The following is a 25,392-nucleotide window of genomic DNA, read 5'->3' on the forward strand; positions in this document are numbered from 1 at the left end:
TTACAGTAGCATCCGCCGTGCGAGCAAGAGAAGGGTCCGTGGATGGACAGTGCTGATGTGCTGGTGATCGGGGCCGGGTTCTCCGGTCTGTACATGCTGCACCGGCTGCGGCAGCTGGGGATGCGCGTCCAGGTGCTGGAGAAGGCCGAAAAGGTCGGTGGTACTTGGCTGTTCAACCGCTATCCCGGCGCCCGCTGCGATATCGAGAGCATCGAGTACTCCTACAGCTTCTCCGACGAGATCCAGCAGGAGTGGGTCTGGACCGAGACCATGCCGGCCCAGCCGGAGATCGAGGCATACCTGAACTTCGTCGCCGATCGGCTCGACCTTCGCCGCGATATCCGGTTCAACAACGAGGTCATCGCGATGACCTTCGACGAGGACACTGCGACCTGGACGTTGCGGACGGCCACCGGCGAGACGTTCGTCGCCCCGTTTGTCGTCGCGGCCTCGGGCATCTTATCGGTACCGCTGCAACCCGACATCGCCGGAATGGAGACCTTCGCCGGGGAGTCGTTGTTCACCAGCCGCTGGCCGGAGGGTGGCGCGAACCTGAGTGGTAAGCGGGTGGGTGTCATCGGGACCGGCTCGACCGGCGTACAGATGATTCCGGTGATCGCCGCGGATACCGAGCAGCTCTTCGTCTTCCAGCGGTCCCCGGCGTTCACATTGCCGTGGGACGTCCGGGCCTTCGAACCCGGCGAACTCGACGAGATGAAGGCACGCTACGGCGAGATCCGCGAAGCCCAGCGCCAGCATCCGGTCGGTGCCGCACGATTGTCGGCGTTCTCGGTTCTGATCGACATGCTGGTCAGCCCGCCGATCAAATCGGCCACTGCCGAAGAGCAACTGCGGGCCGTCGAGGAACGCGGGGTCATGGGCGCACTCAACTGGGGCGACATCTTCTTCGACATCGAGGCCAACCGCATGGCCACCGCGTTGTACGGCGAGGCGATCGCGCGGATCGTCACCGATCCCGAGACCGCGGCGGCGCTGGTGCCGAGCCATCCCTTCGGCTGCAAGCGCCCGATCATCGACCAGGGCTACTACGAGACCTACAACCGCGACAACGTCACCCTGGTCGATCTGCGCAAGGATCCGATCCGGGCGGTCACCGCAGACGGTATCGACACCGACAACCGGCACTTCGACCTCGACGTCATCATCTACGCCACCGGATTCGACGCCATGACGGGGGCGCTCACCCGCATCGATGTGCGGGGCCGGGGTGGGGTCGTGTTGCGCGACGTATGGGCCACCGACGGTCCGGTGTCCTACCTCGGCCTCGCGGTCGCCGGTTTCCCCAACCTGTTCATCGTCCAGGGTCCGGGAAGTCCGTCGGCAGCCACGAATTTCGTCACCGCGCTGGAGCAGCACATCGAATGGATCGGTGACTGCATCAACTACCTGAAGGGAGGCGGATACCGGACCATCGAGGCGTTGCCGGACGCCCAGCAGGAGTGGATCGAGCACACCACATCCCTCGTGGCGCCGACGGTCCTGGTGCATCCCAGCTGCAACTCGTGGTACAACGGCGCCAACGTCCCCGGCAAGAAACGGATGTACATGGGTTACACGGCGGGTATCCCCGAATACCGGCGGCGCTGCGACGAGATCGCGGACGGCGGATACGTCGGGTTCAAGCTGGCGTGATGCGACTGAGCTCCCACGCGCATCGCCTGGCAACCCAGCTCGGCGGTGTCCTGCCGCGGTCGGTGGCGGCCCTACAGGAGTCGGACGACTGGAATCCGCTGTCCGGGCGCGGGATGCGCCAGGTCGCCGAGGTGGCGCTCGACGAGTTGGTGGTCACCGGTATGACCCTGATGTCCTCACCGCCGAAGCTCGCCCGACCGGTCGACGAGTACGCCGCGGCGGCTGGCGAACTCGCCGCGCTTGGGGTGAGCGGTGTGCATCGCGATCCGGAACCATTGCAGGTGAACGGGATTCGTCCGGTGAACGCTGGCGTGCTCTCCTATGAGCGGATGAGCTATGACCACGACCCGCATCTGGTGCCGGCCCTGGCCGCCGAAGGGCACGACGGACCGGCCAGCGCCGAGGTGGTGCTGTTCCGCCACGACGACGGTCCCAGGCCGTGGCTGGTGTGGGTGCATGGCGCGGGTCAGGGCGGAATGTCGGACATCGTCGTCGCCAGGATCGGCCGGATCCACCGCACGCTCGGCTTCAACGTGGCGATGCCCGTTCAGCCGGGGCACGGGCCCCGCCGAAATAGGTGGCCGGCCTACCCCGGCACCGATCCGGTCGCCAACGTCGCCGGGATGGTGCGGGCCGTCTCCGAGGTGCGTGCGGTGATCGGCTGGATCGAGCCCGACTCGACTGCCATCGCGGTGTCCGGATTGTCATTGGGCAGTGCCGTCGCCGCTCTGGTCGCGGGTCTGGAGGAGCGGGTCGACGCGGCGGCCCTCTACACACCGATCCTCGGCCTCAACGGGATGATCGCGCGGCACCTGCACCGGTGGGGTCCGGTGGCCGATATCGCCGGTGCGGCAATGGCATCCGACATCGTGGCGGAGCTGACGTCGGTGATCGATCCACTGGCCCTCGAGCCGTTGCCGCCGCCGGACCGACGGCTGATCGTCGGCGCCTGGCATGACCAGATGGCCTACCGGCAGTGCGCGCTGGCCATGCAGGAGCGGTGGGGCGGGCGGCTGTACTGGCACGACGGCGGGCACGTCGGGCACCTTTTCTCGGGTGGCGTGCAGGAGCAGACCGAGCAGTTCCTGGGTGAGCTGACTCAGGCGCCATAGTCCCGCACGATTCGGCTGCGCGCGTGCGCCAATTCGGTGTCGAGGTCGAAACCGGCGGGCAGCGCCACCCACAGGAACGCGATGCCGAAGAACACGGCGGTGATATCGCTGACCGCCCGGTCCAGATCGATATCTCGACGAACAGATTTGTCCCGCTGTCCTTTCCGCAAGCCATCAGCCACGTTGGCGATTCCGCCGGCCAGCTGGTCGCTGACCCGTTGACGCAGGGGTGAGGTCGTCTTCATCGCCTCGAAACTGGAGACGAACATCGCGCGCAGGACGTCGGGGTCATGGGCGTACAGGTCCCGGATGCGGTCGATGTGGGCGAGCACCTGGTCCATGCCGGTAACTCCCGGATTGAGTTCCGGGCTCAGTCTGCTCACGTACTCATGCAGGAAGTCCTCCAGGATGGCTTCCTTGCCGCCGAAGCGGGCGTGCACCATCGTGCGGCTGTACCCCGCCCGCCGCCCGATCTCGGCAGCTGTGGTTGCCTCCCAGCCCTTCTCGACGATCAGCTCGGCGGCGGCTTCCATCAGCCGGCGACGGGAGGTCTCGACCCGTTCCGGTTGCGTCAATCCGCGGGCAGGAGAAGGCACCCTTGCATATTAAACAGGTGACAACTATGTTGCCAGGGGTGACCTCAGCCACGGCAGCGGTGCCGTCCGGCATCGACGCTGTCGACCCGGAGTGGCTCAGCGACGCGCTGGGTACGACCGTCACCGAGGTCGTCGCGGAACAGATCGCCCAGGACAGCGGCTTCTCGTCGCTTCTGTATCGCCTGCACCTGACCGGCGACGGCGTTCCAGCGACGATGATCGCCAAGCTGGCGGCCCAATCCGAGGCCCGCGCAGCGATGGAGCTGCTCGGCGGGTATCGGCGCGAGCTGGCGTTCTATCGCGATATCGCCGGCCGCGCGCCCATGGACACCCCGCACGTCTACGTCGCGCGGATGGCCGACGACTCCGCCGACTTCGTGCTGGTGCTGGAGGATCTGCGGGACTGGGATAACGCCGACCACCTCGCCGGCTTGTCGATCGAACGGGCCCGGCTGTGCATCGCGCAACTCGCCGGGCTGCACGCATGGTCGATGAAGCCGTCGAACACGGCGGCACTGCAGGTGTTTCCGAGCATTGACATGCCCGCGGTCCGTGATCTGCTGGTACCCGCCTTCGGGCCCGGCTGGGAGATTTATCGTCGGCACTCCGAGGCGCCGGTCTCCGACGCCGTCGCCCGCTTCGCGGAGAACTTCACCGAGCACGCCGCCACCGCGCTCGCCGGGTTGACCGAACGAACCATGCTGCTGCACGGCGACATCCGGGCCGACAACATGTTCTTCGCCGGTGACCGGCTGAAGGTGGTGGACTTCCAATTCGCGTGTGTGGGCGCCGGTGCGGCCGACATCGCCTATCTGGTCAGCCAGGGCCTGCCCACCACCGTCCGCCGCGGCCAGGACCAGGCGCTTCTCCGCGGCTACCTGGACAACCTCGGTGAGGTCGGCTATTCGTTCGACGAGGCGTGGCGGCACTACCGCCTGGCGGTCGGGTTCCTGATGGTGCTTCCTGTGATCACCCTGATCGGGTGGGACGCGCTGCCGCAACGGTCGCGAGATCTGTGCCTGACGCTCACCGACCGGGCGGTGGCCACGATCGACGGCATCGACGCACTGGAGGTCTTCTGATGAGCCGGACGGCGCGCGAGGTCGTCGAGCTGTACAACCTGGTGGTCTGGAACGAACGTGACATTGCCCTGGCCGAGGAGTTGCTGGGCGACAGCGTGATTCGCCACGAGGTCGGCGAAGCGGTGGTGCTCACCCATGACGAGGCCGTCAAGCGTGTTGTCGACCACCTGGAGATGTTCGAATCGATCCGGTTCGACCTCAACGTGGTGGTGGCCGGTGACGACGGCGAGCACGTCGCGATCGTCTACCAGTCGCCGATGAGGCTCAAGGACGGTACGCAAGCAGATGTCGGCAGCATGGAGATCTTCCGGGTCGTCGACGGCAGGATCACTGAAGTCTGGAACTGCGGCTACCAGCAGGGAGTTTGGGCGTGACGGAACCTGTTTTGGATGAGCTCGGCTACTACCTGCTGGCCGGGGCCGGCGGCGAGGGCCCGGCGACCCTGATGGAGGAAGCCCGTCGCGGTGAGGAGTTGGGCTTCGGCACCGGCTTCATCTCCGAACGCTGGAACGTCAAGGAAGCGTCCTCACTCGTCGGCGCGGCCCTTGCGGTCACCAACCGGATGCAGATCGCCACGGCGGCGACCAATCACAACACCCGCCACCCGCTGATCACCGGTTCGTGGGCCACCACCATGCACCGGCTGTCGGGCGGCCGGTTTACGCTCGGCATCGGCCGTGGTATCGCGGCGATCTACGGGGCATTCGGCATCCCGCCGGTCACCACCGCGCAGATGGAAGACTTCGCCCAGGTGATGCGCAAGCTGTGGCACGGCGAGCTGATCTTCAACCACGATGGGCCGCTGGGGAAGTACTCGATTCTGTTCCTGGATCCGGACTTCCGCGAAGACATCCGGCTGGCCATCGTGGCGTTCGGCCCCGAGACCCTCAAGCTCGGTGGGCGGGAGTTCGACGACGTCATCCTGCACACCTACTTCACCCCGGAGACACTGGCGCGCAGCGTCAAGACCGTCAAGGACGCCGCCGAGCAAGCCGGCCGCGACCCCGACAGCGTGCGGGTGTGGTCATGCTTCGCGACTGTGGGGGACCACCTCCCTGAAGAACTGCGGCTGAAGAAGACCGTCGCCCGGCTGGCCACTTACCTGCAGGGTTACGGCGATCTGCTGGTAAAGACGAACAGCTGGGATCCCGCTGTGCTGGAACGCTTCCGCGCAGACACCGTGGTGCAATCGGTGGGCGGTGGTATCGACCATAAGGCGACCGCCGAGCAGATCGAGCATATCGCGACACTGATCCCCGACGAGTGGCTGGAACCGTCGGCCACCGGTTCGGCGCAGCAGTGTGCCGCCCGGATCCGCAAGGAATTCGACTACGGCGCCGACGCGGTGATCATGCACGGCGCGACGCCCGATGAGTTGGAGCCGGTGGTCGCCGCCTACCGCGAGTCCGACACATAACCGAATTGTCCCGTCTTCGGGTGGGTCTGATGGACCCGGTGATGGCCGCTCGCCCGACTGCGGACGCCTTCAGCCGGGCCAACTATCTGTCCGCGGTCGCCGGCCGGGTCGATTCGTACTGGGTGCCCGATCACATCAACGGGCAGACGCCACGTCCGCTATGGGATCCGAAATACACTGCCGCGGCGCGACTGCTGCAGTCGCCGGACGCGGCAATGGAGGCCTGGACCCTGCTCGGGAGCCTCGCGGCGCGGCGGCGATTCAACCGCATCAGCCTCGGAATCGGAGTCACCGACACCGGCAAGCGCCATCCCGCCGTCACCGCGCAGGCCGCCGGGACGCTGAACCTGCTCACCCGTGGGCGGGCGATGCTGGGCATCGGCCCGGGTGAACGAGTCGGCAACGAGCCCTACGGGGTGGATTGGTCGAGGCCGGTGGCCAGGTTCGAGGAGGCGTTGGCGACCATCCGGGCGCTGTGGAATTCCAACGGCCGCCTGGTCAACCGCGATTCGCAGTTCTTCCCGTTGCGTGAAGCGATCTTCGACCTGCCGCCCTACCGGGGCAGCTGGCCGCCGATCTGGGTGGCCGCTCATGGGCCGCGGATGCTGCGCGCGACCGGACGCTACGCCGACGGGTGGTTCCCCGGTTTCGCGCACCGGCCCAAGGATTATGCGAATCGGCTCGACGTGATCCGCTCGGCGGCATCGGATGCCGGTCGCGATCCGATGTCGATCACGCCGGCCTCCTGGATTCCGGTATTCGCGGGAACCAGCCGGGACGTGGTCGACGAAGGTCTCGACACCACCGTGGTGAAGGCCTGGTCGCTCAATGCCCCGGCCGAGTTCTTCGCACACCAGGGTGCGTCACACCCTTTGGGTGCGGAGTGCACCGGCATGCAGGACCACTCCAACTTCACGATGGACGAAGCGGCCGTTCATGCGGCGGCCGCGCGGGTGCCGCTGGCGGTTGTCAAGGCGATGATGCTGACCGGAACCGTCAATGACGTCCTCGAGCAGGCCGCGGTGTGGCGTGACCACGGAGTGCGCCACATCGTCGTGGTGAATTTTGGCGCCATGCAACCGAATCTGCGTAGGGGACTGGCCACGACGCTGTACTTCAGCAGAGTCCTGCGCGGTCTCCGGAGACTGTGACCCTAGGGCGTGATCGCGGTGCGGCTCACCGGTTCGGCCGCCTCCTGACGGCTGAAGATGCCGCGCTGCAGCGCCAGCACCAGGGCGTTGCGCGTCTCCTCCGGTGAAATCAGCTCGTCGAACCCGAGATGGCCCGCCGACCGGTACGACGCTTCGAGTTCCATCTTCTTCAGGATCTCGGTTACGTCCTCGTCGGCATGCGAGGCGCGGCTCAGCGCGGCCGCGCTCATCGCCCCCATGGTGGCTCCGGGGTAGGCGAATGTCGCGACCTGGTTGTCGAAACCCAGCAGGGACATGACCATCGAGCCGAATCCGAAGGCCTTTCGCAATGTGACATGCAACTTCAATGTGGTGGCTGCCGTCTGCGCGGCGAACATCCTTGCCCCGCTGCGCAATACACCGTTGCGCTCGGACTGGCCGCCGGGCAGCATGCCGGGGTTGTCGGCCAGGAAGACGAGCGGCAGATGGAAGGAGTCGGCAACCGTGATGAAGTGTGCGGCCTTGTCGGCGGCGTCGGAGTCGATCGAGCCGGCGATCTCGGTGGGCTGGTTTGCGACGACCGCGACCGGAATCCCACCGAGGTGGGCCAGGGCGCAGATGATCGCCTTGCCGAACTTCGGCTGGATTTCGAACCAGTCGGTCTCGTCGAAGACCACGTCGAGAACGGTGCGCATGTCGTAGATGTTGCGGTTGTCGCGCGAGATGATGTCGAGCAGCTCCGGAGTCGGGCGAAGACCGGCCTCCTCGTCGTACAGCCGGGTCGGGGGATACGACCAGGCGCTGGAAGGGAAATAGGACAGGTAACGCCGGATGTCGTCGAGCACGCCTTCGTCGGTCTCGGCGTAGTTGTGGATGACGCCACTGGGCAGCGCGACCGACGGTCCGCCGAGATCCTCCTTCGAGATATCCTCTCCGGTGGCCTCTTTCACGACGGGGGGACCGGCGGTGAAGATCGCACCTTGGTCACTCATAATCGAGAAATCGCAGACCGGCGCGACCAGGGCACCGTGGCCGGCCGACGGGCCGAGTACCGCCGAGATGGTGGGTACCTTGCCGGAACACTGCGCCTGGGCGATCAAATCGGTCGGGGTGCGGCCGTAGTGCTCACCGCCAGCTGCCCGGAAACCGGCACCCTCCAACAACATCACCAACGGGATCTTGTTGCGCAGCGCAAGCTCGGCCAGTCGATAACGCTTGGCGTTTCCGCCGGGGCCAATGCTGCCGGCCAGTGTGGTGAAGTCCTCGGCACCCACCATCACCGGTGTTCCGTTTACCCGACCCGCGCCCGCGACCAGCCCATCGGCGGCGATATCACCGCCGACCAGGGTGCCGAACTCCTGGAATGTGTCCGGGTCGAGGAGGTGGTCGATTCTGGCTCGGGCGTCGAGCTTTCCCTTGCCGTGGTGTTTGGCGACACGTTCTTCGCCACCCATCGCGTGGGCGTGTTGGCGGCGACGACTCAGGTCGTGGAGGGTCTCCTGCCAATCCTGCGCGTTGCTCATCGACGTGTCCTAACCATGGCGGCGTTGACCATACTGAAGTGCTTACTGTAGCGTCTGCCGCCATGGGCGAGGTCGGCGGTCTCAAGGTCGACCGGGGTGTGATCAGCCGGCTTGCCGGTGTCGGTGATGCGGCCCGCGAGCTGGAGCGGCTCGGCTACGACGGGTGTTGGAGCGCGGAGATCAACCACGACCCGTTCCTGCCCCTCACACTGGCCGCCGAGCACACCACCCGCATCGAGCTGGGAACCAGCATCGCGGTGGCCTTCGCGCGCAATCCGATGACGGTGGCAAATATCGGCTGGGATCTGCAGGACTATTCCCAAGGGCGTCTGCTGCTCGGGCTGGGCACCCAGATCAAGCCGCACATCGAGAAGCGGTTCAGCATGCCGTGGAGCCATCCGGTCCGGCGTATGCGGGAGTTCGTCGTTGCGCTGCATGAGATTTGGTCCTGCTGGCGAGACGGTACAAAGCTGAACTTCGATGGCGACTTCTACACCCATCGCCTGATGACGCCGATGTTCGTACCCGAGCAGCACCCGTACGGGTCGCCGAAGGTCGTCATCGCGGCGGTTGGTGAGCTGATGACCGAAATGTGTGGCGAGGTCGCCGACGGGCTGATCGCGCATGCCTTCACCACCAAGAGGTACTTCGATGAGGTCACGAATCCGGCGTTGCAGCGGGGGATGGCCAAGTCTGGGCGGTCACGCAGCGACTTTCAGGTGATGGCACCGGTGTTCGTGGTCACTGGTGCCGATGAGGCGGAGATCACGGCTGCCGCGGTGGGAACCCGTAAGCAGATTGCGTTCTACGCCTCCACCCCCGCGTATCGAAAGGTGTTGGAGTTACACGGCTGGGGCGAGTTGCAGACCGAGTTGCGCCGACTGTCGTTGGATGGCCAGTGGGACGCCATGGCTGCCCTGATCGACGACGACATCCTGGAAACGTTCGCGGTCGTCGCGCCACTCGACAGCCTGGCCGCCGCGCTGAGGGAGCGCTGTGATGGCGTCATCGACCGGGTGATGGTCGGTCTGCCGCCGTCGGCGTCGGAGCAGACGGTACGGGCATTCCTGGACGAGGTGCGCGCGCCCAGCCTGTAGCTGTCGACATCTCCACTCGGTCGCACTTCTTCGCGACAACGACAGGCTGGGTGAGATCTGTCCGTCAGGGAATGAAACGGCACATCCGTGCAGTTCTAAGCCAGCATGACGTTCACACTGGCCGACGACGCAGCCCTGCTCCAGCCGATCACGATCGGGGCGAACACCGCCCGCAACCGGCTGTTCATGGCGCCGTTGACACGCTCACGTGCGGAAGCGGACGGAACGCCCAGCGACCTGCAGGTCGAGTACTACGCGCAGCGCGCGACGGCCGGCCTGATCATCACCGAAGCCACCGCCATCTCGCAGGTCGGCAATGGTGCCTATGTCAACACTCCGGGCATCTACACCGATCGCCACCAGCAGAAGTGGGCCGAGGTGGCCGCGGCCGTCCACGCGCAGGGCGGGTTGACGTTCATGCAGATCTGGCACGTCGGCCGGATGGCGCACCCCGACATCAACGGGGCCGAGTCGGTGGCACCGTCGGCGATCGCGGCGAACATGTCGGCGCACACGCCGACGGGCAAGAAGCCACTCCCGGTGCCCCGAGCGCTGAATGGCGACGAAATCGCCGATGTGGTGGCCCAATTCCGAGCCGCCGCTCGTCGTGCCGTCGACGCTGGTCTCGACGGTGTCGAAATACATTCCGCCAACGGCTATCTCCTGCATCAATTCCTGGCAGATGCGACCAACGCCCGCACCGACAGGTATGGCGGATCGGCGGAGAACCGAGCTCGACTGGCCGCCGAAGTCGTCGAGGCGGTGGCCGAAGAGATCGGCCCGGGCCGGGTCGGTGTGCGGATATCGCCCGGAAACCACGCCGGTGACGTCAACGAGGTCGACACCGTCTCGGCCTACGAAGCTCTGCTGCAACGAATCTCGCCGCTGGGTATCGCCTATCTGCACGTGCTGATCAACCCTGACGCCGCCGAATTCGGAATTGTGCGTGCGCTGTGGCCGGGGCCGTTCGTTCTCAACACCGGCCGCGACGTCGACACGAGTTTCTGCCAGCTGGAGAACCTCGCCGATTGGGGTGTCATCAGTGCCGCCGCCGTCGGCCGGGCATACCTGGCCAACCCCGACCTCATCGAACGGCTGCGCGCCGGGGCCGAGCTCAACGAACCCGACGTGGCTACGTTCTACTCACCCGGTCCTGCCGGCTATGTCGACTACCCGGCGCTGACACCGACGGTCTGACGCGACTTCTCGTGAAGCCGCTGGCGTTCCACCGTGGCGAGGTAGAAGGCCCAGGCGAACGCGAAGCTGGTGAACAGGCTCGACACGAAGTACAGCCACGGCCGGCGAATCCCGCGCCGGTAGCCGTCGATGATCGTGAACAACGGCAGCAGGATGACATTGCCGATCGTGTAGTCCTGGCTGGCTGACGCCGCGGCCGGGTTGTCGTACCCCAACGTGATGAACTGCCACCAGCTTCCGGCGCCGGTGAATATGTTGCCGGTGCCGTCGGCGTACTGGTGGACGAACTGGATGTTGAAGTACCAGCCCAGCGCGATCGATGCGAGACCGATGACATAGAAGAGAATCTCAAGCGCGCTGACTGCGGGCCCGGTCGCCGGCCGGCGGAAGATCGAGGAATTGGATCCGATGATCCAGGCGATGACGAGGACGGCCAGCACCGCGTGAACGAGGAGCGTCATGACTTCGTAACTCTAGTGAACACCAGGTCACGTTTTGTCAATTTTGACAATTCTCTTTGCGGTACGTTACCCCCGTGGTTCGGCCTGCTCAGACGGCGCGCAGTGAGCGCACTCGCGATGCGTTGCGCCGTGCTGCCCTGGTCCGCTTCCTCGCGCAGGGCGTGGAGGACACCTCCGCCGAGCAGATCGCCGACGACGCCGGCGTCTCGCTGCGCACGTTCTACCGGCACTTCACCTCCAAGCACGACCTGCTCTTCGCCGACTACGACGTCGGTCTGGAATGGTTCCGTGCCGCGCTGAACGCCCGCTCACCGGGGGAGTCGATCATCGAATCGGTGCAGTCGGCCATCGACGCCTCGCCCTATGATCCGGAGGCCGTCGCCCAGATCGCCTCGCTGCGTGCCAAGGAACTGGACCCCGGCCGCATCGTCCGCCACACGAGGCAGGTGGAGGCCGAGTTCGCCGACGCGATCGCCGACCAGCTGTCCCTGAGCACCCCGCCGACCACACCCGACGAGCGTCTGCGCGTCATCGTCACGGCCCGCTGCATTGCCGCGGCTGTCTTCGGGGCGATGGAGCTGTGGATGGTCGGCGAGGACAGGTCCCTGACCGAGTTGGGGCGGCTGTGCCGTACCGCGCTCGAGTCGCTGCGCGGCGGGATCATCGACGAGTAGAACCACCACCCGTGGCATGCTGAGAAGCATGCATGCGTTCCGTGCCGCCGTCGAGGCCGGCGATTTCGATGCCCTGCCCGCCCTGTGCGCTGAGGATGTGGTTTTCCGCAGCCCCATCGCCCACAAGCCGTACCAGGGCCGCGACCAGATCGGCGTGATCCTGCGCGCCGTATCGCGGGTCTTCGCCGACCTGACCTACGTGCGTGAGATCGGGCACGAAGACGATGCCGACCACGCGCTGGTGTTCACCGCCAAGGTCGGTGACCTCGACATCAACGGCTGCGATTTCCTGCACACCCGCGAAGACGGGCTCATCGACGAGTTCACCGTGATGCTGCGCCCGCTCAATGCCGTCACCGCGTTCGCCGAGCGGATGAGCGTCGAATTTGAAAAGGAAATGGCCGCGGCCGGATTGGCGTAAGAGTTCGGCGTGTGCTTCCGCACATCGACCGCGGGGCGGCGCACTATCTAATGTATGGCGAGGATCGGTGACGACTCCCTGATCGTCTGCGGGGAACAGCGCCGCGACGGCACTTGGCTTTTCACCATCCGTTACACCGTGCACTTCGAGCCCGGCGAGGTCGGCACCCGCTTCGACGACTCGGTGCAGATTTCCGCCGACGGCACCGCGTCCCCGGTTGCGTTCATCGCCTGCGGCCGCTCGGTGCTGCGTAAGAAACGCGTCGTGGTCCACGACGATCCGCTGGCCGTTCGCGACGACGTCTACGCAACGGTGTGCGTGCGGCGCCGCGGCTGCGCCGATGCGTTGACTCAGTCGGCGCGACTGCGCAGGATCTCCGCCCAATCAGTCGGGACTCGCCCGCGCGGGCCCGGTGTGGTCTCCTCGGGCGGCCTGCTCACCGGCGGCGCCAGCTCCGGTCCGTCGTAGTACTGGCTGGTCTGGTAGTCCCAGAACCAGTTTTCGCCAGGCTCGAACGACCGGATGATCGGATGCCCGCTCGTCCGCCAGTGCGCGGCCGCGTGCCGCATCAGCGAATCGTCGCAACAGCCGATGTGGCCGCAGGCCGCACAGCGGCGCAGGTGCACCCACCACCCGCCGGCGGCGTCACATTCGACGCAGCCGAGACCGCTTGGTGAAACCGACGGATCGACCGCTTCAGCCATACCCGCGAGCGTACTGCCGCGGCGCGGCCGCGCTCGTCGCGGAACTGGCGTGCGATTCGTCTCCAGCAACTATGGTCACGCCCATGGCAGTCAAAGATTCCCGCGAGGTCGTGATCGAGGCAACCCCCGACGAAATTCTCGACGTGATCGCCGACGTCGAGTCGACACCGACATGGTCACCGCAGTATCAGAGTGCGGAAGTACTGGAGGCCTACGACGATGGCCGGCCGCACAAGGTCAAGATGAAGATCAAGGCGGCGGGCCTGACCGATGAGCAGATCGTCGAATACACCTGGGCCGGCAACGTGGTGAGCTGGACGCTGGTGAAAGCCGGCCAATTGCGCTCACAGGACGCCAAATACACCTTGACCCCAGACGGCGACAAGACCAAGCTTCGCTTCGATCTGGCCATCGACCTGGCGGTGCCGCTGCCCGGATTCGTCGTCAAGCGCACCATCAAGGGGGCGATGGAAACGGCCACCGATGGGTTGCGCAAGCAGGTGTTGAAGGTGCAGAAGGGCGGCTGAGTTACCTTACCCGCGTGACGAATACCGGACCTCTGGCCGGGGTGAAGGTCCTCGAGCTCGGTGGGATCGGGCCGGGGCCGCACGCCGGCATGATCCTGGCGGACCTGGGTGCCGATGTGGTCCGGGTGCGTCGGCCCGGCCAGGGCGAGCGAAGCGACGGGACTAGCAGAAGCCTGACGATGCCCGCCGAGAACATCGACCTCCTGCACCGGGGGAAGCGGGTCGTCGACCTCGACATCAAATCCCAACCCGATGCGCTGCTGGAGTTGGCGGGCAAAGCCGATGTCCTGCTGGACTGCTTTCGCCCCGGTACCTGTGAACGGCTGGGTATCGGACCCGACGACTGCGCGGCGGTCAACCCTGCGCTGATCTTCGCCCGCATCACCGGGTGGGGCCAGGACGGGCCGCTGGCGTCGACCGCCGGCCACGACATCAACTACCTGTCGCAGACCGGTGCGCTCGGCGCCATCGGGTACCGGGACCGTCCGCCCGTCGCGCCGCTCAACCTGGTCGCCGACTTCGGCGGCGGCTCGATGTTGGTCCTGCTGGGCATCGTCGCCGCCCTCTACGAGCGGGAGAAGTCCGGCCGCGGTCAGGTGGTCGACGCCGCGATGGTCGACGGGGTCAGTGTCTTGGCGCAGGTGATGTGGACGATGAAGTCGACCGGCGCGCTCAAGGACCAACGCGAGTCCTTCCTGCTCGACGGTGGCGCGCCCTACTACCGAACCTACGAGACCGCCGACGGCGGGTACATGGCCGTCGGTGCGATCGAACCGCAGTTCTTCGCCCAGTTGCTGGCCGGACTCGGGCTGTCGGCCGCCGAGGTGCCGAACCAGTCCGACGTCGCCCGGTATCCCGAGATGCGGGAGCTGTTCACGGCGGCCTTTGCGGGGAAGACCCGTGACGAGTGGACGGCGATCTTCGCCGGAACCGATGCCTGCGTCACGCCGGTGCTCAGCTGGGCCGAGGCCGCCTCCAACGAACACCTTTTGGCACGCCGAACAATCATCGACGTCGCCGGCGCCGAGCAGGCCGCGCCCGCGCCGCGGTTCTCGCGCACTGCTCCCGGTCCCGTCGGCCGCCCACCACAGACCACTACGGCGCTGACCGAGATCGGCTGGTAGCGATCGAAGTGGGCCAAAGCACTTACAGGGAAACCGTTCGGTAGTTAATTTTGCTGGTGTGGCGGTTCGGGCATCGCGCGAGATCGTGATCGACGCCCCGCCGGAGGCCGTTCTCGACGCGCTCGCCGATGTCGAGGCGGTGCCGACGTGGTCGTCGATCCACAAGCATGCCCGCGTGGTGGATCGCTACGACAACGGCCGGCCCCGCCGCGTCGAGGTCACCGTGAAACTGCTGGGCCTGGTGGATCACGAGATCCTCGAGTACCACTGGGGACGGGACTGGGTGGTCTTTGACGCCGACCGGACCGCACAACAACACGACCAGCACGTCGAATACACCCTGCGCCGCGAGGGTGACGCCACGCGGGTCCGTTTCGACATCACCCTGGAGCCGTCGGCGCCGTTGCCGCATTTTCTGGTCAAGCGCGCCAAGAAAACGGTGCTCGAGGCGGCGACGGAGGGTCTGCGCCGCCGTGTCCTCAACGGCAAGACGTCAACTGCGACCGGCTAGATCCGACTGGGCGCCGAGCCGCCGGATGGCCTCGTCGAGGGTGTCGTCGCGTTTGCAGAAAGCAAAGCGCACCAAGTGATTCCACGCCCCGATGTGTGGGGAGGCCGGATCGCAGAACGCTGACATCGGGATCGCTGCCACCCCGGCACGGCCCGGCAGCTCCGCACAGAACGCGGTGCTGTCGGAGTACCCCAGCGGTCGCGGGTCGGCGCACAGGAAGTAGGTGCCCGCGCTGTGGTGCACACCGAAGCCCAATCCGGTCAACGCCGCAGCCAGTCGGTCACGCTTGGCCTGCAGCGAATCGCGCAACGCGCGCACCCAGGCCTCCTCGCAATTCAGCGCATAGGCCACCGCGGGCTGGAACGGGGCGCCGCCCACATAGCTGAGGTATTGCTTGGCCGCCCGCACCCCGGCGATCAGTTTCGCGCTTCCACAGGCCCAACCGATCTTCCAGCCCGTGCAGTTGAACATCTTGGCGGCACTCGAGATCGTCACCGTGCGCTCGGCCATCCCGGGGTACGCCGCCAGCGGCAGGTGCCGCTTTCCATCGAAGACGAGATGTTCGTAGACCTCATCGGTGATCACCAGCAGGTCCGCCGCCACAGCCAACTCCGCCAGGGCGCGCAATTCGCGATCCGAGAGCACCATGCCGGTGGGGTTGTGCGGTGAGTTGACGATCAGCGCCCTGGTCCGCGGCGTCACCGCGGCGCGAAGCGCGTCGATGTCGAGGGCGAAACCGCGGCCGTCGGGCACCAGCGGTACCGGCACGCGTTGGCTGCCGGCCATCGCGATGACCGGGGAATACGAGTCGTAGAACGGCTCGATCAGCAGTACCTCGGAGCCCGGTTCGACCAGACCGATGACGGCGGCCGCGATCGCCTCGGTGGCGCCGACGGTGACCAGTACCTCGTTTTCCGGGTCGTATTCGACGCCGTAGTGCCGGTTGCGCTGGGCGGCGATGGCCTCGCGCAAAGGGGCGATGCCCAATCCCGGCGGGTATTGGTTGGCCCCCTCGGCGATCGCTTTCTGCGCCGCCTCCAGCATTGCGGCCGGGCCGTCCTCGTCCGGGAAGCCCTGCCCGAGGTTCACCGCACCGATGCGCGCGGCGAGTGCCGACATCTCGGCGAAGATGGTCACCGCGTACGGCTGCAGCCTCGACACCGGACCCAGGCGGCCGGCTACATGGGAACCCGTCATAGCGGGTCACCCTACCTACCGGGCAGTTCGCGCAGCTCATCTGCTGTTTCGGTAATTGCCACCGATGACAACGTCGGGCACCTCAACGATCTGGGCGGCGCCGACGAAGCGAACCCGACGGTATCGGTGCCCGCCTTCATGAAGGCCCGGGACACCTCGGACGATTCGATCACCGGCACCACTGCGGCACGGTGCCGGGCGACCGCCCAACCATCCGGTTGGGCGGTCTTGCTAAGCTTCGCGTCCAGAGGACTACCGTCGAAGACGGATCGTCACACCCAATTCCGAACAGGACCTGGAGAGAACACACATGTCCGAAGAAGCCTTCATCTACGAGGCCATCCGCACCCCGCGCGGCAAGCAGCGCGGCGGCTCGTTGACCGAGGTCAAGCCGCTGAACTTGGTCGTCGGCCTGATCGGGGAGCTGCGCTCGCGCTTCCCCGACCTCGACGAGAACCTGATCAGCGACGTCATCCTGGGCTGCGTCTCCCCGGTCGGCGACCAGGGCGCCGACATTGCCCGCACCGCGGTGATCGCGGCCGGTATGCCCGACACCGTCGGCGGAGTCCAGCTCAACCGGTTCTGCGCGTCGGGCCTGGAAGCGGTCAACACCGCCGCGCAGAAGGTTCGCTCCGGCTGGGACGACCTGGTCATCGCCGGTGGTGTCGAGTCGATGAGCCGCGTTCCGATGGGCTCCGACGGTGGGGCGATGTTCACCGACCCGGCGACCGTCTACGACAACTTGATCGTTCCGCAGGGCATCGGTGCCGACCTGATCGCCACCATGGAGGGCTTCTCGCGCGAGGACGTCGACGCCTACGCGGCGCAGTCCCAGGAGCGCGCCGCCGCCGCGTGGTCCGGTGGCTACTTCGCCAAGTCGGTCGTCCCGGTGAAAGACCAGAACGGCCTGGTGATCCTCGACCACGACGAGCACATGCGCCCCGGCAGCACGGTCGAAAGCCTCGGCAAGCTGAAGTCCGCCTTCGAGGGCCTGGCCGCGATGGCCGGCTTCGACGACGTGGCGCTGCAGAAGTACCACTGGGTCGAGAAGATCAACCACGTCCACACCGGCGGCAACAGCTCGGGCATCGTCGACGGCGCCGCTCTGGTGCTGGTCGGTAGCGAGGCCGCGGGCAAGTCGCAGGGCTTGACCCCGCGGGCCCGCGTCGTGGCCACCGCCACCAGCGGCGCGGACGCGACGATCATGCTGACCGGCCCGACGCCGGCCACCCGCAAGGTGCTCGACCGCGCCGGACTGACCGTCGACGACATCGACCTGTTCGAGCTCAACGAGGCCTTCGCGTCGGTGGTGCTGAAGTTCCAGAAGGACCTGAACATCCCCAACGAGAAGCTCAACGTCAACGGCGGTGCGATCGCGATGGGTCACCCGCTGGGTGCCACCGGCGCGATGATCACCGGCACCATGGTCGACGAGCTGGAGCGCCGCGGCGCCAAGCGCGCCCTGATCACGCTGTGCATCGGCGGCGGCATGGGTGTGGCCACCATCATCGAGCGCGTCTGAGCCCGGATCTACGAGGAGCTAGGAAAAACCATGGCAGAGAACACGATTGCGTGGGACAAGGATGCCGACGGCATCGTCACGCTGACGATGGACGACCCGACCGGTTCGGCCAACGTGATGAACGAGCATTACAAGGAGTCCATGCACAAGGCCGTAGAACGCCTTGTGGCCGAGAAGGATTCGATCACCGGCGTGGTGATCACCAGCGGTAAGAAGACCTTTTTCGCCGGTGGTGACCTCAAGAGCATGATCACCGCGGGACCGGAGAACGCCGGCGAGATCTTCGCCGAGGTTCAGGACATCAAGGCCGACCTGCGCGTTCTGGAAACCCTGGGCAAGCCGGTCGTCGCTGCCATCAACGGTGCAGCCCTCGGCGGCGGCCTGGAGATCGCGCTGGCCTGTCACCACCGGATCGTCGCCGACGTCAAGGGCGTTCAGATCGGCCTCCCTGAGGTGACCCTCGGTCTGCTGCCCGGCGGTGGCGGTGTCACCCGCATCACCCGCATGCTCGGTATCCAGAACGGTTTCGTCAACGTGCTGTCCCAGGGCACCCGGTTCCGGCCGGACAAGGCCAAGGACAACGGCCTGGTCGACGAGATCGTCGCCAGCGTCGAGGAATTGGTCCCGGCCGCTAAGGCGTGGATCAAGGCCAACCCCGAAGCCCACACCCAACCGTGGGATGTCAAGGGCTACAAGATGCCCGGCGGCACCCCGGCCAGCCCGGCACTTGCCGCGATCCTGCCGTCGTTCCCGTCGCTGCTGCGCAAGCAGCTCAAGGGTGCGCCGATGCCGGCCCCGCGGGCCATCCTGGCCGCGGCCGTCGAGGGCGCGCAGGTGGACTTCGATGCCGCCAGCCGCATCGAGAGCCGCTACTTCACCGAACTGGTCACCGGGCCGATCGCCAAGAACATGATCCAGGCGTTCTTCTTCGACCTGCAGGCCATCAACTCCGGCGGGTCGCGGCCCGAGGGCATCGGCAAGACCCCGATCACCAAGATCGGTGTGCTGGGCGCGGGCATGATGGGCGCGGGCATCGCCTACGTCTCGGCCAAGGCCGGTTTCGACGTCGTGCTCAAGGATGTTTCGCTCGAAGCCGCGCAGAAGGGCAAGGGCTACTCCGAGAAGCTAGAGGCCAAGGCTCTCGAACGCGGCAAGACCACAGCCGAGAAGTCAGCGGCCCTGCTGGGCCGGATCACCCCGACCGGCGACCCCGCCGACTTCAAGGGTGTCGATTTCGTCATCGAGGCGGTCTTCGAAAACCAGGAACTCAAGCACAAGGTGTTCCAGGAGATCGAGGACATCGTCGAATCCAACGCCATCCTGGGCTCCAACACCTCGACCATGCCGATCACCGGCTTGGCGAGTGGGGTGAAGCGCCAGGAGGACTTCATCGGAATCCACTTCTTCTCGCCGGTCGACAAGATGCCGCTGGTGGAGATCATCAAGGGCGAGAAGACTTCTGACGAAGCGCTGGCCCGGGTGTTCGACTACACCCTGGCCATCGGCAAGACCCCGATCGTGGTCAACGACAGCCGCGGCTTCTACACCAGCCGGGTCATCGGCACCTTCGTCAACGAGGCGCTGGCGATGCTCGGTGAGGGTGTCGAGCCGGCGTCGATCGAGCACGCCGGCACGCAGGCCGGCTATCCGGCGCCGCCGCTGCAGCTGTCCGATGAGCTCAACCTCGAGCTGATGCACAAGATCGCGGTCGCGACCCGCAAGGGTGTCGAAGACGCGGGTGGAACGTACGAGCCGCACCCGGCTGAGGCCGTCGTCGAGAAGATGATCGAAATCGGTCGTCCATCACGGGTTTCCGGTGCCGGTTTCTACGAGTATGTCGACGGCAAGCGCACCCAGCTGTGGCCGGGCCTGCGGGAGACCTTCTCCTCCGGTACGTCGACCCCGCCGCTGCAGGACATGATCGACCGGATGCTGTTTGCCGAGGCACTGGAAACCCAGAAGTGCTTCGACGAGGGTGTGATCAATTCGACGGCCGATGCCAACATCGGCTCGATCATGGGCATCGGTTTCCCGCCGTGGACCGGTGGCGCCGCGCAGCTGATCGTCGGCTATCCACATGGCGGCAAGGCCGGATTCGTGGCGCGGGCAAAGGAACTAGCGGCCAAGTACGGCGAGCGGTTCAACCCGCCGCAGTCACTGCTGTAGTTCTGCTCCGCGCAAAGGCCCGCCGAGACATCAAGTCTCTGCGGGCCTTTCGCGTGCGCCCCTCGCCGATCACCTCGGCCAGGAACGCGGCGTCGAATGTGCCTGCGGGAAATGGCAATACCGCACCGGGCTGCCCGGCGGTATAACCGACACCGCGGTGGCCGGCCTGTTCGAGCTTGCGCCGCGCCTTGTCGAGCATCTGCGGTTGGATGTCGAAGAGGTCCAACGGTCCAGATCCCAGGCGATTGGCCAGTTCGACGCTGAGAAACCCTCCGCCCGGGCCGATCTCGAGTACTCGCTCGGTACCGGTCAGCTCCAGAACATCGATCGAATCGCCCGGCCTCTCCATTCGTCTGCGCAGCGGATTGTCCAGCAGTGCGGCGGCCTGGTGGGGGTAGGGGAATGTGCCGACGCCCGCGCGCGCTCGCCGTAACACCGTGTCGAAGATGGTCGCCGCCATTCGCGTTCCGGGGTTAGGGAACCCTAACTATGAACGATGTGGCGTGGCTTGTCACAGCCACGGATAGCGTTAGATCCGTGAGCGACGCCGCCGCGACGATCAGCAGCACGTTGGCCGCCAGTCTGGCGGGGTATGGCCAAGCGCCGTGCATCGAGTTCGGCGGCCGGTGGTACTCCGGTGACGAGATGGCCGCCTTCGCCGACGGGATCGAGGATGCGCTGCGTGCGGCGGGGGTGTCCGATGGTGCGGCGGTCGGGGTGGTTGCCCGCAACCGCCCGCCCCACGCGGCTGCCGTGGTGGGGTTGCTCGGCGCCGGCCGGTGGGTGTCGATGATCTATTCGTTCCAGTCGGCGGAGGCGATCGGCCGCGATATCGAGCAGTTGGAGCTGGCCGCGGTGGTCGCCGATCAGGAGGACTGGACCGAGCCGGTGATCGCGGCGGCCCGCCGCGCCGGCACGGCGGGTATCGCGGTCTCTCTGGAACCGCCGACCGTAGAACGTGTTGCCGGTGTCGAACGGGTGTCGGCCCGGCTGCGCGCGGCCGGCCGGGACGGCTCGACCGGCCTGCAGGTGCTCACCAGCGGCACCACCGGCCCACCCAAACGACATGTGATCCCAGCGTCGGTGCTCGAGCACACCGTGGCGAGCGTGGCCATCGGGGGTGCGTCCGCTGAGGATCCGCCTGAGCTGATGTATTGGCCGCTGGGCGGGATCGGCGGTGTGTGCCAATTGATCACCGGTGCCTACCTCGGCAAGCGGATCGCCCTGCTGGAGAAGTTCACCGTCGCCGAATGGGTGCGCGTGGTGAAGACCTACGCGATCGGTCGCTCGGGCCTGCAGCCCGCCGCGGTACGGATGTTGCTCGACGCGGATCTGCCGCGCGAAGACCTCGGCTCGCTCGAATATGTGATCAGCGCATCCGGCCCGCTGGATCCGGAGACCCGGGACGCCTTCGAGCAGCGCTACGGGATCCCGGTTTTGATGGCTTACGGTGCAACGGAATTCGCCGGCTCGGTATGCACGTGGACGCCGGAGTTGTACCGCGAATTCGGCGCGGTCAAGCGGGCGAGCTCCGGGCGGGTGCTGTCCGACACCGAGGTCCGCATCATTGATCCGCACACCGGCCGGGAGGTGCCGACCGGCGAGCAGGGCGTACTGGAAGCCAGGATCGCGGTCATCAGCCCGGACTGGATCCGCACCAACGACCTCGCTGCCGTGGATGCCGACGGCTTCATCACCCTGCACGGGCGCGCCGACGGCGCGATCAACCGCGGCGGCTTCAAAGTCTTGCCCGAGACCGTTCGCCGGGTGCTGGTCGCCCACCCTGCGGTGCGTGATGCCGCGGTGGTCGGCGTTCCGGATGCCCGGCTGGGCGAGGTGCCATTCGCCGCGGTGGAGGTGATCCCCGGATGCCCGGCACCGGACCCGGTAGAACTCATCGGGTTGGTGCGCGACGCGCTGCCCAAACACTGTGTGCCGGTCGGTGTGGTCGCTGTCGACGAGTTGCCGAGGACGCAGTCGCTGAAGGTCGCGCTTCGCGAAGTAGCCGCGATGTACACCGGCGGCACAAAGTAGCCGGGCCGATGCGCCCGGGTCATTGCCAGGACGGCCGTCCGCGGATCGACTACCGGAGCTACCCGGGCCCGCCCCGATGGCCTGCGCCCATCGGGTCGCAAACTCGCTACCCGTGCCAACCTCCGGGCATGAACTGCGAAAAGCACGCGCTGTCCAAATGAAAGCAAACCCCGGTGCGCCGGGACCGTCGCGGCGCCCGGAGCTGAGTTGCTGGTTGCATTGCCCCACTCGGGTGTTGGTGCGTAGTTTGCCGTCGGGGCTGTGTCGCGGAAATGCTTCTGAACTCTATGTTTCTCAGAAACAAATATTCGGAACTGCGACCCGAGATACATCTGCCCACCCGACGAAGAACTTTTGCTGAACTGATGCGTCTCAGGTTGCTCTCAGCTATATTTGCCGGTGTGATAGACCTACGCCAGGGGTAGCGAGGAGGCAAGGGGGAGCGTTGGCCCCTCCCGTACGGGAGGGGCCGATTGCCGTCCGGGGCCGGAGTTCCTCGGCGAAACCGTCGCCGGTGCATCTGTGGCCCTGATCGCCGCGACTGACCCGGCGGCCGCCGCCGTAGAGTCGGGCCATGCGATTCGGACTGTTCATTCCCCAGGGCTGGCGACTGGATCTGGTCGGCATCCCCACTGAAAAACACTGGCAGGTAATGCGTGATCTGGCCGAGCACGCCGATGCGGGCCCCTGGGACTCGCTGTGGGTCTACGACCATTTCCACACTGTGCCGATGCCGACCGATGAGGCTACTCACGAGGCGTGGACCCTGATGGCGGCGTACGCGGCGAGCACCTCGCGGATCAAACTCGGTCAGATGTGTACCGCGATGAGCTATCGCAATCCCGTCTACCTGGCGAAGGTCGCCGCCACCACCGACGTGATCTCCGGTGGCCGGGTGCAGATGGGCATCGGCGGCGGCTGGTACGAGCACGAGTGGCGCGCCTACGGCTACGGGTTCCCCTCCGCGGGTGTGCGACTGGCCCGGTTGGACGAGGGCGTGCAGATCATGCGGGACGCCTGGCGGGACGGGAGAGTGAGCTTCGCCGGTAAGCAGTATCAGGTCGACGGTGCGATTGTTGCTCCTAAGCCGTTGCAGGAGGGCGGAATTCCACTGTGGATCGCTGGCGGAGGCGAGAAGGTGACGCTGAAGATCGCGGCGAAGTATGCGCAGTACACCAACTTCACCTCCGATCCCGAGGGGTTCGCGCACAAGTCACAGGTGCTCGCCGAGCACTGCCGCGACGCGGGCACGGACTTCGATGCCATCGTCCGCTCGGCCAACGTGAACGCGATCATCGGCAGCTCGCCAGACGACGTCACGCAGCGGGTGCAGCGGGTCCGCGATCGGCTGGCCGGTGCCTGTGGGGATGCGGCCGCCGACGCGATGATGACGACGGTCAGTGCCCCCGGGTCGGCGGCGGGAACACCCGAGCGGGTCGTCGAAAGCCTGACGGCGTTGCGCGACCTCGGCTGCGAGTACGTGATCTGCTACTTCCCCGAGGCCGCCTACGACCGCTCCGGCATTGAGCTGTTCGAGCGTGAGGTGATCCCCGCCCTGGCATGAGAAGCGCGTGCATTCAGATGAGAATGCGGTTTCCGGCGAGCGTCAACAGTGTTGTACGATCGCCGCTACCGACTTGTCTACGGAGGATGCCGCTATGCAGAAGGCCCTGGCGCCCGAGATCTCCACTTGGCCGGAGGACAACCCCCAGCTGATCGGCAGTGAATGCGCCAGCTGTTCGGCCGTGGTGTTCCCCAGTCAGGACCGTTGTCCGCATTGCAGCAAGGCCGGCATGAGCGAGGTCAAGCTGCCCCGGCGCGGCACCCTGGTGGCCTGGACCACGCAGGGCTTCCCGCCCGGTGCGCCCTACATCGGCCCGACCGGCAAGGATTTCGTCCCGTTCGGCGTCGGCCTGGTGCAGCTCGATGACGTCGTGCGCGTCGAAGGCCGGCTCACCGAGAACGACCCGGCCAAACTGAAGTGGGGCATGGACGTCGAGCTGACCATGGTGCCGTTCGCCACCGACGCCGACGGCAACGAGGTCGTCACCTTCGCTTTCCAGCCGGTCGAGGCGTAAGAGACATGGTGCAACAAGAAAACGCTGTCGCGATCATCGGTGTCGGCCTGCACCCGTTCGGCCGGTTCGAGAAGACCGCCATGCAGATGGGGGCCGAGGCCATCGAATTGGCGCTGAAGGACGCCGGCGCGGACTGGAAGGACATCCAGTTCGGCTTCGGTGGCAGCTATGAGGTGTCGAACCCGGATGCGGTGACGCGCCTCGTCGGGCTGACCGGAATCACGTTCACCAACGTGTTCAACGCGTGCGCCACCGCGGCCAGTGCCATCCAGCAGACGGCGGACACGATCCGGCTGGGGAAGTACGACATCGGTATCGCGGTCGGCCTGGACAAGCACCCGCGCGGGGCCTTCACCGACGACCCGGCCAAACTGGCCCTGCCGCAGTGGTATGCCCAGAACGGGCAGTTCGTCACCACCAAGTTCTTCGGCATCAAGGCCAATCGCTACATCCACGATCACGGCATCTCCGAGGAGACCCTGGCGCGGGTGGCGAACAAGAACTTCCGCAACGGTGTCCTCAACCCGAATGCGTTCCGCCGCAAGGAGATCTCCATTGAGGAGATCATGGCTTCGCCGGTGCTGAACTATCCGCTGCGGCAGTACATGTTCTGCGCCCCCGACGAGGGGGCGGCCGCGGTGATCATGTGTCGCGCCGACATCGCCAACCGTTTCACCGACAAGCCGGTCTATGTGCGGGCCAGTGAGATTCGCACCCGAACCTTCGGCGCCTACGAGGTGCACGGTACCTCGGCACCGCTCGACGAAGACGTGTCGCCGACCGTGTACGCCGCCAAGGCGGCTTATGAGGCGGCCGGAATCGGGCCCGAGGATGTCGACATCGCCCAGCTCCAGGACACCGACGCCGGCGCCGAGATCATCCACATGGCTGAGACCGGTCTGTGCGCCGACGGTGAGCAGGAGAAGCTGCTGGCCGACGGTGCCACCGAGATCCACGGCTCGCTGCCGATCAACACCGATGGCGGGCTGATCGCCAACGGGGAGCCGATCGGGGCGTCGGGTCTGCGTCAGATGCACGAACTGGTGCGTCAGCTGCGCGGCGAAGCCGGCGAGCGCCAGGTGCCGGGCAATCCCCGGATCGGGCTGGCCCAGGTCTACGGGGCGCCCGGAACCGCCTCGGCGACAATACTTTCGTTGTAGCTCGGC

Annotated in this window: 26 protein-coding genes; 20 read left to right on the top strand and 6 right to left on the bottom strand. The window is 66.3% G+C overall.

Annotation, left to right across the window (positions count from 1 at the left end; all coding sequences use genetic code 11):
- The first annotated feature begins 42 nt into the window (after nucleotides 1-42).
- The gene (locus ORI27_RS01665) at nucleotides 43-1,653 is read left to right on the top strand and encodes a flavin-containing monooxygenase (protein WP_265994528.1); all 1,611 of its coding nucleotides are present in this window, start codon (nucleotides 43-45) and stop codon (nucleotides 1,651-1,653) included.
- On the top strand, nucleotides 1,653-2,765 hold the full coding sequence (locus ORI27_RS01670; protein ID WP_265994527.1) for a PHB depolymerase family esterase: 1,113 nt from the start codon (nucleotides 1,653-1,655) through the stop codon (nucleotides 2,763-2,765). The genes ORI27_RS01665 and ORI27_RS01670 overlap by 1 nt, the downstream gene beginning before the upstream one ends.
- On the opposite strand, the gene ORI27_RS01675 is transcribed toward ORI27_RS01670, so the two are convergent.
- Nucleotides 2,753-3,361 carry a TetR/AcrR family transcriptional regulator gene (locus tag ORI27_RS01675; RefSeq protein WP_265994526.1) on the bottom strand — a complete coding sequence of 203 codons (609 nt, stop codon included), beginning with the start codon at nucleotides 3,359-3,361 and terminating at the stop codon, nucleotides 2,753-2,755. The two genes, ORI27_RS01670 and ORI27_RS01675, sit on opposite strands and share 13 nt — an antisense overlap.
- Nucleotides 3,362-3,387: 26 nt before the next feature.
- Here ORI27_RS01675 and ORI27_RS01680 point away from each other — a divergent pair, with 26 nt between their 5' ends.
- Genes ORI27_RS01680 through ORI27_RS01695 form a run of 4 tightly spaced genes read left to right on the top strand, consistent with a single transcriptional unit; the run spans nucleotide 3,388 to nucleotide 7,011 of the window.
- The gene (locus ORI27_RS01680) at nucleotides 3,388-4,443 is read left to right on the top strand and encodes a phosphotransferase (RefSeq protein WP_265994842.1); all 1,056 of its coding nucleotides are present in this window, start codon (nucleotides 3,388-3,390) and stop codon (nucleotides 4,441-4,443) included.
- Nucleotides 4,443-4,817 (top strand): nuclear transport factor 2 family protein, encoded by a 375-nt coding sequence (locus tag ORI27_RS01685; protein ID WP_265994525.1) that lies wholly within the window; start codon nucleotides 4,443-4,445, stop codon nucleotides 4,815-4,817. The genes ORI27_RS01680 and ORI27_RS01685 overlap by 1 nt, the downstream gene beginning before the upstream one ends.
- Nucleotides 4,814-5,860 carry a TIGR03857 family LLM class F420-dependent oxidoreductase gene (locus ORI27_RS01690; protein ID WP_265994524.1) on the top strand — a complete coding sequence of 349 codons (1,047 nt, stop codon included), beginning with the start codon at nucleotides 4,814-4,816 and terminating at the stop codon, nucleotides 5,858-5,860. Before ORI27_RS01685 ends, ORI27_RS01690 begins: the two co-directional genes overlap by 4 nt.
- Before the next feature lie 5 nt (nucleotides 5,861-5,865).
- Nucleotides 5,866-7,011 carry an LLM class flavin-dependent oxidoreductase gene (locus ORI27_RS01695; protein ID WP_407666189.1) on the top strand — a complete coding sequence of 382 codons (1,146 nt, stop codon included), beginning with the start codon at nucleotides 5,866-5,868 and terminating at the stop codon, nucleotides 7,009-7,011.
- Nucleotides 7,012-7,013: 2 nt separating this feature from the next.
- On the opposite strand, the gene ORI27_RS01700 is transcribed toward ORI27_RS01695, so the two are convergent.
- A complete protein-coding gene (locus tag ORI27_RS01700) occupies nucleotides 7,014-8,513 on the bottom strand; it encodes an acyl-CoA carboxylase subunit beta (RefSeq protein ID WP_265994523.1) in 1,500 nt (499 codons plus the stop codon).
- Nucleotides 8,514-8,575: 62 nt separating this feature from the next.
- Between ORI27_RS01700 and ORI27_RS01705 the strand changes: the two genes are divergently transcribed.
- Together ORI27_RS01705 and ORI27_RS01710 are read left to right on the top strand one after the other, a co-directional pair.
- Nucleotides 8,576-9,610 carry an LLM class F420-dependent oxidoreductase gene (locus ORI27_RS01705; protein ID WP_265994522.1) on the top strand — a complete coding sequence of 345 codons (1,035 nt, stop codon included), beginning with the start codon at nucleotides 8,576-8,578 and terminating at the stop codon, nucleotides 9,608-9,610.
- Between the two features lie 105 nt (nucleotides 9,611-9,715).
- Nucleotides 9,716-10,807 (top strand): alkene reductase, encoded by a 1,092-nt coding sequence (locus tag ORI27_RS01710; protein WP_265994521.1) that lies wholly within the window; start codon nucleotides 9,716-9,718, stop codon nucleotides 10,805-10,807.
- Here the strand turns inward: ORI27_RS01710 and ORI27_RS01715 are convergent.
- Complete coding sequence (locus tag ORI27_RS01715) at nucleotides 10,780-11,268, bottom strand: DUF2834 domain-containing protein (protein ID WP_265994520.1); 489 nt, start codon at nucleotides 11,266-11,268, stop codon at nucleotides 10,780-10,782. The genes ORI27_RS01710 and ORI27_RS01715 overlap by 28 nt on opposite strands.
- A 74-nt stretch (nucleotides 11,269-11,342) precedes the next feature.
- Here ORI27_RS01715 and ORI27_RS01720 point away from each other — a divergent pair, with 74 nt between their 5' ends.
- From ORI27_RS01720 to ORI27_RS01730, 3 genes are read left to right on the top strand one after another with little or no spacing between them, the layout of a single operon-like run.
- Complete coding sequence (locus ORI27_RS01720) at nucleotides 11,343-11,942, top strand: TetR/AcrR family transcriptional regulator (RefSeq protein ID WP_265994519.1); 600 nt, start codon at nucleotides 11,343-11,345, stop codon at nucleotides 11,940-11,942.
- 28 nt (nucleotides 11,943-11,970) lie between these two features.
- Entirely contained in the window at nucleotides 11,971-12,363 is a 393-nt protein-coding gene (locus ORI27_RS01725) for a nuclear transport factor 2 family protein (protein ID WP_265994518.1), read from the top strand.
- A gap of 54 nt (nucleotides 12,364-12,417) precedes the next feature.
- Nucleotides 12,418-12,831: a hypothetical protein gene (locus ORI27_RS01730; RefSeq protein WP_265994517.1), complete on the top strand. Its 414-nt coding sequence runs from the start codon at nucleotides 12,418-12,420 to the stop codon at nucleotides 12,829-12,831.
- Here ORI27_RS01730 and ORI27_RS01735 read toward each other — a convergent pair.
- On the bottom strand, nucleotides 12,714-13,067 hold the full coding sequence (locus tag ORI27_RS01735) for a UBP-type zinc finger domain-containing protein (protein WP_265994516.1): 354 nt from the start codon (nucleotides 13,065-13,067) through the stop codon (nucleotides 12,714-12,716). The genes ORI27_RS01730 and ORI27_RS01735 overlap by 118 nt on opposite strands.
- Nucleotides 13,068-13,150: 83 nt before the next feature.
- Between ORI27_RS01735 and ORI27_RS01740 the strand changes: the two genes are divergently transcribed.
- The 3 genes from ORI27_RS01740 to ORI27_RS01750 are packed head-to-tail and all read left to right on the top strand — an operon-like array spanning nucleotide 13,151 to nucleotide 15,229.
- Nucleotides 13,151-13,594 carry an SRPBCC family protein gene (locus ORI27_RS01740; protein ID WP_265994515.1) on the top strand — a complete coding sequence of 148 codons (444 nt, stop codon included), beginning with the start codon at nucleotides 13,151-13,153 and terminating at the stop codon, nucleotides 13,592-13,594.
- Nucleotides 13,595-13,608: 14 nt separating this feature from the next.
- Nucleotides 13,609-14,718 carry a CaiB/BaiF CoA transferase family protein gene (locus ORI27_RS01745; protein ID WP_265994514.1) on the top strand — a complete coding sequence of 370 codons (1,110 nt, stop codon included), beginning with the start codon at nucleotides 13,609-13,611 and terminating at the stop codon, nucleotides 14,716-14,718.
- A 58-nt stretch (nucleotides 14,719-14,776) separates the two neighbouring features.
- Entirely contained in the window at nucleotides 14,777-15,229 is a 453-nt protein-coding gene (locus tag ORI27_RS01750) for an SRPBCC family protein (protein ID WP_265994513.1), read from the top strand.
- Here ORI27_RS01750 and ORI27_RS01755 read toward each other — a convergent pair.
- On the bottom strand, nucleotides 15,212-16,426 hold the full coding sequence (locus ORI27_RS01755) for a pyridoxal phosphate-dependent aminotransferase (protein WP_265994512.1): 1,215 nt from the start codon (nucleotides 16,424-16,426) through the stop codon (nucleotides 15,212-15,214). The two genes, ORI27_RS01750 and ORI27_RS01755, sit on opposite strands and share 18 nt — an antisense overlap.
- Before the next feature lie 310 nt (nucleotides 16,427-16,736).
- On the opposite strand from ORI27_RS01755, the gene ORI27_RS01760 reads away from it, so the two are divergent.
- Together ORI27_RS01760 and ORI27_RS01765 are read left to right on the top strand one after the other, a co-directional pair.
- A complete protein-coding gene (locus tag ORI27_RS01760) occupies nucleotides 16,737-17,948 on the top strand; it encodes an acetyl-CoA C-acetyltransferase (protein ID WP_265994511.1) in 1,212 nt (403 codons plus the stop codon).
- Between the two features lie 30 nt (nucleotides 17,949-17,978).
- On the top strand, nucleotides 17,979-20,114 hold the full coding sequence (locus ORI27_RS01765; protein ID WP_265994510.1) for a 3-hydroxyacyl-CoA dehydrogenase NAD-binding domain-containing protein: 2,136 nt from the start codon (nucleotides 17,979-17,981) through the stop codon (nucleotides 20,112-20,114).
- On the opposite strand, the gene ORI27_RS01770 is transcribed toward ORI27_RS01765, so the two are convergent.
- A complete protein-coding gene (locus ORI27_RS01770; protein WP_265994509.1) occupies nucleotides 20,089-20,574 on the bottom strand; it encodes a class I SAM-dependent methyltransferase in 486 nt (161 codons plus the stop codon). The two genes, ORI27_RS01765 and ORI27_RS01770, sit on opposite strands and share 26 nt — an antisense overlap.
- 77 nt (nucleotides 20,575-20,651) lie before the next feature.
- Between ORI27_RS01770 and ORI27_RS01775 the strand changes: the two genes are divergently transcribed.
- The 4 genes from ORI27_RS01775 to ORI27_RS01790 all read left to right on the top strand — a co-directional run bounded on the left by ORI27_RS01775 (nucleotide 20,652) and on the right by ORI27_RS01790 (nucleotide 25,386).
- Nucleotides 20,652-22,148: a class I adenylate-forming enzyme family protein gene (locus ORI27_RS01775; protein ID WP_407666188.1), complete on the top strand. Its 1,497-nt coding sequence runs from the start codon at nucleotides 20,652-20,654 to the stop codon at nucleotides 22,146-22,148.
- 574 nt (nucleotides 22,149-22,722) lie between these two features.
- Nucleotides 22,723-23,712 (top strand): LLM class F420-dependent oxidoreductase, encoded by a 990-nt coding sequence (locus ORI27_RS01780; RefSeq protein ID WP_265994507.1) that lies wholly within the window; start codon nucleotides 22,723-22,725, stop codon nucleotides 23,710-23,712.
- A gap of 94 nt (nucleotides 23,713-23,806) precedes the next feature.
- Nucleotides 23,807-24,226, top strand: coding sequence for a Zn-ribbon domain-containing OB-fold protein (locus tag ORI27_RS01785; RefSeq protein WP_265994506.1), 420 nt, complete (start codon nucleotides 23,807-23,809; stop codon nucleotides 24,224-24,226).
- A gap of 5 nt (nucleotides 24,227-24,231) precedes the next feature.
- The gene (locus ORI27_RS01790; protein ID WP_265994505.1) at nucleotides 24,232-25,386 is read left to right on the top strand and encodes a thiolase family protein; all 1,155 of its coding nucleotides are present in this window, start codon (nucleotides 24,232-24,234) and stop codon (nucleotides 25,384-25,386) included.
- Nucleotides 25,387-25,392 lie beyond the last annotated feature (6 nt).

The sequence above is a fragment of the Mycobacterium pinniadriaticum genome (assembly GCF_026242045.1).
Classification (GTDB): Bacteria; Actinomycetota; Actinomycetes; order Mycobacteriales; family Mycobacteriaceae; genus Mycobacterium; species Mycobacterium pinniadriaticum.

What these genes read in the sequence shown, in the direction of transcription:
- ORI27_RS01665 (WP_265994528.1), top strand. Translation starts at nt 43, where the DNA reads ATGGACAGTGCTGATGTGCTGGTGATCGGGGCCGGGTTCTCCGGTCTG.
- ORI27_RS01670 (WP_265994527.1), top strand. Translation starts at nt 1,653, where the DNA reads ATGCGACTGAGCTCCCACGCGCATCGCCTGGCAACCCAGCTCGGCGGT.
- ORI27_RS01680 (WP_265994842.1), top strand. Translation starts at nt 3,388, where the DNA reads ATGTTGCCAGGGGTGACCTCAGCCACGGCAGCGGTGCCGTCCGGCATC.
- ORI27_RS01685 (WP_265994525.1), top strand. Translation starts at nt 4,443, where the DNA reads ATGAGCCGGACGGCGCGCGAGGTCGTCGAGCTGTACAACCTGGTGGTC.
- ORI27_RS01700 (WP_265994523.1), bottom strand. Translation starts at nt 8,513, where the DNA reads ATGAGCAACGCGCAGGATTGGCAGGAGACCCTCCACGACCTGAGTCGT.
- ORI27_RS01705 (WP_265994522.1), top strand. Translation starts at nt 8,576, where the DNA reads ATGGGCGAGGTCGGCGGTCTCAAGGTCGACCGGGGTGTGATCAGCCGG.
- ORI27_RS01710 (WP_265994521.1), top strand. Translation starts at nt 9,716, where the DNA reads ATGACGTTCACACTGGCCGACGACGCAGCCCTGCTCCAGCCGATCACG.
- ORI27_RS01715 (WP_265994520.1), bottom strand. Translation starts at nt 11,268, where the DNA reads ATGACGCTCCTCGTTCACGCGGTGCTGGCCGTCCTCGTCATCGCCTGG.
- ORI27_RS01725 (WP_265994518.1), top strand. Translation starts at nt 11,971, where the DNA reads ATGCATGCGTTCCGTGCCGCCGTCGAGGCCGGCGATTTCGATGCCCTG.
- ORI27_RS01730 (WP_265994517.1), top strand. Translation starts at nt 12,418, where the DNA reads ATGGCGAGGATCGGTGACGACTCCCTGATCGTCTGCGGGGAACAGCGC.
- ORI27_RS01735 (WP_265994516.1), bottom strand. Translation starts at nt 13,067, where the DNA reads ATGGCTGAAGCGGTCGATCCGTCGGTTTCACCAAGCGGTCTCGGCTGC.
- ORI27_RS01740 (WP_265994515.1), top strand. Translation starts at nt 13,151, where the DNA reads ATGGCAGTCAAAGATTCCCGCGAGGTCGTGATCGAGGCAACCCCCGAC.
- ORI27_RS01755 (WP_265994512.1), bottom strand. Translation starts at nt 16,426, where the DNA reads ATGACGGGTTCCCATGTAGCCGGCCGCCTGGGTCCGGTGTCGAGGCTG.
- ORI27_RS01760 (WP_265994511.1), top strand. Translation starts at nt 16,737, where the DNA reads ATGTCCGAAGAAGCCTTCATCTACGAGGCCATCCGCACCCCGCGCGGC.
- ORI27_RS01765 (WP_265994510.1), top strand. Translation starts at nt 17,979, where the DNA reads ATGGCAGAGAACACGATTGCGTGGGACAAGGATGCCGACGGCATCGTC.
- ORI27_RS01770 (WP_265994509.1), bottom strand. Translation starts at nt 20,574, where the DNA reads ATGGCGGCGACCATCTTCGACACGGTGTTACGGCGAGCGCGCGCGGGC.
- ORI27_RS01780 (WP_265994507.1), top strand. Translation starts at nt 22,723, where the DNA reads ATGCGATTCGGACTGTTCATTCCCCAGGGCTGGCGACTGGATCTGGTC.
- ORI27_RS01785 (WP_265994506.1), top strand. Translation starts at nt 23,807, where the DNA reads ATGCAGAAGGCCCTGGCGCCCGAGATCTCCACTTGGCCGGAGGACAAC.
- ORI27_RS01790 (WP_265994505.1), top strand. Translation starts at nt 24,232, where the DNA reads ATGGTGCAACAAGAAAACGCTGTCGCGATCATCGGTGTCGGCCTGCAC.